Origin of the sequence: Falsiporphyromonas endometrii (assembly GCF_042654485.1) — a bacterium.
GTDB lineage: Bacteria > Bacteroidota > Bacteroidia > Bacteroidales > Porphyromonadaceae > Porphyromonas > Porphyromonas endometrii.
In genome coordinates, this window is record NZ_JBHSGO010000146.1 from 1 (window position 1) to 8,328 (window position 8,328).

4 protein-coding genes and 3 tRNA genes are annotated in these 8,328 nt (G+C 39.2%); all 7 read left to right on the forward strand.

Going from position 1 to position 8,328, the window contains the following annotated elements; genetic code table 11:
• Nucleotides 1-391 precede the first annotated feature (391 nt).
• The 7 genes from ACFO3G_RS04520 (at nucleotide 392) to rpsA (ending at nucleotide 7,834) form a co-directional block, all read left to right on the forward strand.
• A complete protein-coding gene (locus tag ACFO3G_RS04520; protein WP_380078390.1) occupies nucleotides 392-1,771 on the forward strand; it encodes a tyrosine phenol-lyase in 1,380 nt (459 codons plus the stop codon).
• A gap of 530 nt (nucleotides 1,772-2,301) precedes the next feature.
• Nucleotides 2,302-2,375, forward strand: a tRNA-Asn gene (locus tag ACFO3G_RS04525).
• Between the two features lie 29 nt (nucleotides 2,376-2,404).
• A tRNA-Asn gene (locus tag ACFO3G_RS04530) sits at nucleotides 2,405-2,478 on the forward strand.
• A gap of 20 nt (nucleotides 2,479-2,498) precedes the next feature.
• Nucleotides 2,499-2,572: transfer RNA gene (locus ACFO3G_RS04535), tRNA-Asn, on the forward strand.
• A 744-nt stretch (nucleotides 2,573-3,316) separates the two neighbouring features.
• A complete protein-coding gene (locus ACFO3G_RS04540; RefSeq protein ID WP_380078392.1) occupies nucleotides 3,317-4,699 on the forward strand; it encodes an MATE family efflux transporter in 1,383 nt (460 codons plus the stop codon).
• The gene (locus ACFO3G_RS04545) at nucleotides 4,696-5,841 is read left to right on the forward strand and encodes a metallophosphoesterase (RefSeq protein WP_380078394.1); all 1,146 of its coding nucleotides are present in this window, start codon (nucleotides 4,696-4,698) and stop codon (nucleotides 5,839-5,841) included. The genes ACFO3G_RS04540 and ACFO3G_RS04545 overlap by 4 nt, the downstream gene beginning before the upstream one ends.
• A 199-nt stretch (nucleotides 5,842-6,040) precedes the next feature.
• Complete coding sequence (gene rpsA, locus ACFO3G_RS04550; RefSeq protein ID WP_380078396.1) at nucleotides 6,041-7,834, forward strand: 30S ribosomal protein S1; 1,794 nt, start codon at nucleotides 6,041-6,043, stop codon at nucleotides 7,832-7,834.
• The last annotated feature ends 494 nt before the right edge of the window (nucleotides 7,835-8,328 follow it).

Sequence of the window (8,328 nt, forward strand, 5' to 3'; positions counted from 1 at the left end):
CGGGCGGACGCCAATCCCCCCGGTGTTTTTCATGCCCGCCTGACGGATGAACAAAACAATGAATTGAAATGATTAATTTTGACTCAAAGATAAACCTCCTTTACACACTTTTTGGGATACTACCCTTAAAACCTGTTTGAGTTGCTTTATTGAGGTTGTGTGGAGGAATAAAGTATTAGAATAACAAAGAAGTGATGAAATTGTCGTACTGTCTGAAATACGCTTGTTATTGTTTCGTTGTGATTAGAATTACTTGATTTGAGTATCGAATAGGTTGTATTTATGTTAATGAGGTGATATAAAGTTATATTTTATTCTTATATTTGTGCTGAGGGCTTGGCGCATTTGTCAGCCTATTGAACACATTAACATTTAAACAATCTTTAATTTTATGGACATTAATAAGTTTCCAGCAGAACCGTTTCGTATCAAAAGTGTAGAGCCGGTAAAAATGAATACGCGTGAAGAGCGTGAGAGAATTGTCAAAGAGGCAGGTTATAATACCTTTTTAATCAATTCGGAAGATGTATATATCGACCTACTTACAGATAGTGGTACCAATGCAATGAGCGATCGTCAGTGGGGTGGCCTTATGGTGGGAGATGAAGCATATGCCGGAAGTCGTAACTGGCATCATCTTGAAGACACTGTAAAAGAGTTGTTTGGATTTAAACATGTCGTGCCAACTCACCAAGGTAGAGGGGCAGAAAATATTCTTAGTTCCATTGCTATCAAACCGGGGCAGTATGTGCTTGGTAATATGTATTTCACTACGACACGCTTCCATCAGGAGAAAAATGGAGGTGTCTTTATCGATATTATCAAAGATGTTGCACATGATGCCGGCAAGAATGTTCCTTTCAAAGGGGATATTGACTTGCAAAAACTTCAAAAGGTTATTGACGAGAAGGGGGCAAAGAATATTGCATATATCTGCTTGGCTGTAACTGTCAACTTAGCCGGAGGTCAACCCGTATCAATGAAGAATATCAGAGAGGTCAGCCAGCTTGCAAAGAAGCATGGCATAAAGATTTTCTTTGATGCTACCCGTTGCGTTGAGAATGCCTACTTTATCAAAGAGCAAGAGCCGGGATTCGAGAATAAGACTATTGCAGAAATTGTACACGAAATGTTTAGCTATGGAGATGGCTGTACGATGAGTGGAAAGAAAGACTGTCTCGTGAATATCGGTGGTTTCTTATGTATGAATGATGAGGAGCTTTTCCAAGCTGCAAAAGAGATTGTCGTGGTTTACGAAGGTATGCCATCATATGGAGGTATGGCAGGTCGTGATATGGAGGCTATGGCTATTGGTCTAAAAGAGTCTATGCAGTATGAATATATCCGTCACCGTGTACTGCAAGTAAGATATTTAGGAGAAAGACTTTTGGAGGCCGGTATTCCGATTATTGAACCGGTCGGTGGTCATGCTGTTTTCTTGGATGCCAAGAGATTCTGTCCTCATCTCAAACAAGAGGAGTTTCCTGCTCAGAGTCTTGCCGCCAATTTGTACCTTGAGAGTGGTGTAAGATCAATGGAACGTGGTATTGTATCTGCCGGTAGAGATCCTAAGACCGGGGAGAATCATGTGCCTAATCTTGAGACTGTAAGATTGACTATTCCACGTCGTGTATATACCTATAAACATATGGATGTGGTGGCAGATGCAGTTATCAAACTCTATAAGCACAAAGAGGATATCAAGGGATTGAGGTTTGTATATGAACCTAAACAATTGCGTTTCTTTACAGCTCGCTTTGAAGAAATATAATAAGGATTAGATGACAGTATTTTTAGTTTATCTTATAAATGCTGTTAGACTATTTTGAAAGGTAGCAGTATCAGACTGACTGACCTATTTGAAGAGATGCCCTTATTACCTGTTTTATGTCTTTATCTTTTGACACATGGTTTGCTATGTTGTAGTATATCGGTAGAAAAAGATAAATGAGTTCAAAATTGGTTGTAAGGGCATCTTTTAATTGTCAATTAGAGGCAATCAAACTCATCAGAATGTTCTGATGATATTGCCTCTATTATGGCATATGTTGTGCCGGATAGTGGTTTGTTGCCAATACATTTAACCTAAAACTATCTTTGTCATGTTGCTTCTTTTTGATTGATACCTCTTGTTGGGGAATATTTATAAGGTCTTTGCCTTTATTAATTCTTTCATTTTCACATTATTAAAAGAGTCTGAGAGCAGAAGAGACGAAAAAAAATATGCTCTTTTGTCCTCAAAGTTCTTGCATAATCGAAAAAATGCTGTACATTTGCACCGACAATAAGGCAAGGTTTCCTTCTTCCTTAGCTCAGTTGGTTAGAGCATCTGACTGTTAATCAGAGGGTCCTTGGTTCAAGTCCAAGAGGAAGAGCTTTATGTTTCTTGTCTTATTGTCTTAATTCTTCCTTAGCTCAGTTGGTTAGAGCATCTGACTGTTAATCAGAGGGTCCTTGGTTCAAGTCCAAGAGGAAGAGCACATGACAGATAATTTTTTTCTTCCTTAGCTCAGTTGGTTAGAGCATCTGACTGTTAATCAGAGGGTCCTTGGTTCAAGTCCAAGAGGAAGAGCTGGAAAAGGTTGCCTCGGTAGAGACAGCCTTTTTTTGTTAAGGTACCTCTATCGTTAAACCTAAATATGTCATTGGTGTGAGAGTAATTTTATGAAGTGGTTTTAATCTAATATGAGGCTGTCTCTTTTCGTAAAGGGTCGTTTACTTTAGACTAAACGGAGCCAAAAAGGATTGAACTGATCTATGTTTTTTCAAATGAAGAAGATGCTCTTTCATTGTCTAATGACATTCATGATTAAACTTTTAGACTCTATTGGGGTCCAAAGGCGATTAGATTGAGAAGTTGGTTCGAATTTATTGAAAAAGGATTTGTTTGTGATAGAGATGAAGGCTTTCGTATTGTTTAGTGTCTGTTTATGTTCGCTTTTTAGTTGAATATATTTGAGAATAGACGGAGGAGCTGTTTGTTCGAAGACAAGATATATAAGAACAATCGCAAGGACTGTTTGCGAACAATTTGAAAAATAGATTGAAGCAACTTATGAGGATATCTTTATATTTGATTTCTTATTAAGGATTTAGGGTTAATATATTTTGAGAGTGTACTTTTGAGTATGGTTATGATAGTCATCTCCCGTTGAATAATAAACAGAATAAACAACCGAATCATATTTTTCGGCCATTATATGAAAACTGTTTTTGGATCTATTGCAATGTACATATCAGTATTCAGACTTCTTAAATAAACGAAACGAGAAGATTAGACATAACGATAAGATGTGGATGAAACAAAAGTAATTGGATGACGAAAGTAGTAGATAATCAGAAAAGAACAGAGGAACTTCGTACAAAGCCCGTTTCAAAGCTGTTGATGGCTTATGCGCTTCCGGCGGTAATTGGTACCGTTGTAAATGCATTATATAATATCGCTGACCGTATTTTTATTGGCCAGGGCGTAGGTGCGATGGCGATAGCCGGTCTGACTCTGACATTTCCTATTATGATTTTTTTGCAAGCTTTTGGTATGCTTGTTGGGGCGGGAGCTTCTGTGCGAGTTTCCATAGCTTTGGGTAAGGATGATCATAAAGAGGCAGAGAAGATATTGGCAAATGCTATCATGCTGACCATCTTAATTTCTGCGGCAACGATAGTTCCTTGTTTTATTTATTTGGAGCCTCTTTTGAGGTTGTTTGGGGCAAGTGATGAGACCATGCCCTATGCATTGGAGTATCTTAAGATTATTGTACCCGGTAATATTTTTGCTACGCTTAGTTTTGGATACAATGCTATCATGAGGGCTTCCGGCTATCCACAAAAAGCCATGTATTATATGGTCTTGGGTGCTGTACTTAATCTTGTTTTGGATGCTCTGTTTATATACGGATTTAATTGGGGTATTGAGGGGGCAGCATGGGCTACTGTCATTTCGATGTTTGTAACGATGATATTCGTTATGCTTCATTTTGCCAATAAACATTCTTTGGTGAGATTTAGAGCTTCCGCCATGATTCCTTCCAAGAAAGTCATTCTGTCCATTATGAGTATAGGTGTTGCACCATTTGCAATGCAGTTGGTCGGTAGTGCTGTGCAAATCGTAGTGAATCGTTCGTTTGTACATTACGCATCTTCTACTCATGAGAGTGATATAGCTATTGGTGTTTATGGTATTATCAATAGTTATGCAATGTTGGTAGTGATGTTTGTGATAGGAATGTCACAAGGAATGCAACCCATTGTTGGATTTAATTATGGGGCGAAGTTGCCCGGGCGTGTACATGATACATATATGCTGACATGTAAGGTCAATTCATTGGCAACTTTTATAGGTTGGACATTGGTTATGGTTATGCCTGGTGTCTTAACAGCTTGTTTTACGACCAGTCCCGAGATGATTGAAATGTCTAAGATTGCTATGAGAGTAGCTTTTTCTGCATTCTTATTCGTGGGATTTCAGATTACTACGACTCAATTTTTCCAGAGTATAGGCATGCCGGGGAAAGCTATTTTTATGAGTTTGTCAAGGCAGGTTCTTTCTCTTCTTCCGTTGCTTATCATCCTACCTCGTTTTATGGGGATGGTAGGTATTTGGGTTGCTATGCCAATATCAGACTTTATTGCTGCAGTGATTGCATTGATTTTGGTGATTATGCATATTAAAACTCTTAAGATATCCAACAACCTATGAAAGTCTTTTTGCAAGCATTAGTCGGACAAATTTTATTTAACCTCTACATTGGGAGGAGAGGAGGACAGGCATTATCGCATCATAAGATTGCCAAGTGGACATTGTATGCACTGCTTATAGTCGAATTTTCGATTTATTTGGTTGGTTTTTGTTTTCATCGAAGTCTTCATTTAGGCCTTCAAGAGGAGATCATGCAGATTTGTAGCACTTGGTTTATTATCTCGATCTACCTGACGATGGGATTGATGTTGATAGATGGAATCCGACTTATTGATCACTTTACGGGAAGGCGCATTCCAAGGTGGAGTGAAGTTACGAAAGAAAGAATCAAATTATTGCTTGTAGGAGCCTTTATAGTCGTTGCTGTTTTTTTAGGCTGGTTGGGGTATCATACGGTTTCTAATCCTGTAGTTACTTATCAAACGATATATTTGAATAAACCAATTGACAATCAGTCAAATCGTTTAAGGGTGGTTCTTTTGACTGATATTCATATGAGTGAGTCGATTACGAAAAACTATATCGAAAGGATGGTAAATTTGGTGAATGACCAACATCCGGATTTGATTTTAGTAGGAGGGGATATGTTTGATTTCTACAGTTGGTATGGCTACAAGGACAATATCCCGGCTCTATATAAATCTATGAAAGCTCCGCTTGGAGTCTATTATGTGATGGGAAATCATGAGTATAGGGCTGATACACAGCGTAAAAAAGATTGGGTGTCAATAGTGGGAGGAACTCTGCTTATTGATTCGGTTGTCTCACCGGGCAATGTGATCAATTTGATTGGACGAGATGATTATACCAATTACAGAACAAGAGCACCTCTTAAAGAATTGGTTGATCGAATACCAAAGTCCCATAAACAGCTTCCGGTCGTTTTGCTCGAGCATCAGCCCAGATATTTAGATTCTTTGCAAATCAATAATATTGACTTGGGACTATATGGGCATACACACGACGGCCAGATTTTTCCGTTTGCCTATGCAGTGAAAATAACTTTCGAAAAGGCGTATGGTTATTTGAGAAAGGGAAAAAGTCAGATTTATGTCAGTTCCGGTTTTGGAGCGGCCGGGCCGGCAATGAGAATATTTACCAAAAGTGAAGTGGTCGTCATTGATCTCTTGGGTAGGAGCTAAAGAGGTCCGCAGAGATACTATATTGAGGTGGTTGCTAACTTGCGCATTTGTAGCATGATAGATGGAGAGATTGCGAGAGGAAAAGATGGGTTTGTCTTGTAGATAAATGAAAAACTTATATTACCTTTGCACCGTCTATTGGCAACGGTCCTCTTGTTTTGGATTAAGTCACTAGATAATAACGAGATTAATTAACAGAATGGAAAACTTAAAAAACATTCGTCCGTTGGAAGATTTCAACTGGGACGAATTCGAACAAGGCGCTACAACTAAAGATAGTGCCGCACGCAAAGAGCAGGAAGCTGCTTACGAAAAAACTTTGAACTCCGTAAAGGAGAAGGATGTAACAATGGGACGTGTTGCATCTATCAACAAACGAGAAGTAATTGTTAACGTTGGCTATAAGAGTGATGGCGTTATCTCTGCTTCTGAATTCCGTTACAACCCTGATCTTAAGGTAGGTGACGAAGTTGAAGTGTATGTTGAAAGTCAAGAAGACCGCAAAGGTCAATTGGTCCTATCACACAAGAGAGCTCGTGCTGCTCGTTCTTGGGAGCGTGTCAACGAAGCACTCGAAAAAGACGAAGTTATCAAGGGCTTCGTTAAATGTCGCACTAAGGGTGGTATGATTGTAGACATCTTTGGTATCGAGGCATTCTTGCCCGGATCACAGATTGATGTTAGACCAATCAGAGACTACGATGCTTATGTAGAAAAGACAATGGAATTCAAGATTGTAAAGATCAATCAAGAATACAAGAATGTTGTCGTTTCTCACAAAGTTCTTATTGAAGCCGAACTCGAACAACAGAAGAAAGAGATTATTTCTAAGCTTGAAAAGGGTCAAGTACTCGAAGGTATTGTTAAGAACATCACATCTTACGGGGTATTTATTGACCTTGGTGGCGTTGATGGTCTTATTCATATTACTGACCTTTCTTGGGGTCGTGTTGCTCATCCTGAAGAAGTGGTTCAACTTGACCAAAAGCTCAATGTTGTTATCCTTGATTTTGATGAACAGAAGAAGAGAATTGCACTTGGCTTGAAGCAACTTACTCCGCATCCATGGGATGCTCTTGACGAAAATCTTAAGGTAGGTGATATCGTTAAGGGTAAGGTTGTTGTGATGGCTGATTATGGTGCATTCGTAGAAATAGCATCCGGTGTGGAAGGTTTGATCCACGTATCAGAAATGTCTTGGACTCAACACTTGAGATCAGCTCAAGACTTCTTGCATGTAGGTGATGAAGTTGAAGCTATGATCTTGACTCTCGATCGTGATGAGCGTAAGATGAGCCTTGGTCTTAAGCAGCTTAAACCGGACCCATGGGAAGATATCGAAAAGAGATATCCTGTTGGTTCTCGTCACACTGCTAAGGTTCGCAACTTTACAAACTTCGGTGTATTCGTAGAAATCGAAGAAGGTATCGATGGTCTTATCCATATCAGTGACCTGTCTTGGACAAAGAAGATCAAGCACCCGAGCGAATTTACAGAAGTAGGTGCTCCTATTGAAGTACAAGTACTCGAAATCGATAAGGAAAGCCGTCGTCTAAGCCTTGGTCACAAGCAGCTTGAAGACAATCCTTGGGATAACTTCGAAACTATCTTCACAATTGGTAGCATCCATGAAGGTGAAATCGTTGAGCAGATGGAACGTGGTTCTGTAGTAGCTCTTCCTTATGGTGTTGAAGGATTCGCAACTCCTAAACACTTGGTAAAGGAAGATGGCTCACAAGCACAGAAGGGCGAAAAACTTCCATTCAAGGTGATTGAGTTTAATAAGGATTCAAGAAGAATCATCGTTTCTCACAGCCGTGTGTTTGAAGATGAACAACGCCAGGCTCGTCGTGAAGCAGCCAGCGAACAGAAGGCTGAGGCACAACGTGAAGCTAAAGATGTAGCAGCTAATGCAGCAACTGTAGAAAAAGCTACTCTTGGTGACCTTGATGAGCTTGCAGCTCTTAAAGAAAAGCTTGAAGGTAACAACTAATAAATAGTTGTTGTAGATAAAAACCGGAGACGGGATATGTCAGAGAAAGGTTTCTCTGATGTATCCCGTTTCTTTTGTTTTAGAAGTTACTAAATTTACGTCGTTAGTGTGTGGTCAGTGTAATAACTTTTGTTGTGATAATATTAGCTTCTTTGGCTGCTATATATGCTAATCCTTAGGGTGGTATACTCCGTTAACCTTTCTGTTTTGCAGTAGGAATTTGATATTTTTTCGACTATAAGGTGGTGAATATTGTTGAGAATTATCTTATGAGAGAGTTAAACAATGGTGCTGAATATGTTTCCATCTTATTTATGTGAAAGAGAAAAATCATATCTATTAGGTTGGTAATGTTATTCGCCTATATCAAGGTAGTATCCCAAAAAGTGTGTAAAGGAGGTTTATCTTTGAGTCAAAATTAATCATTTCAATTCATTGTTTTGTTCATCCGTCAGGCGGGCATGAAAAACACCGGGGGGATTGGCGTCCGCCCG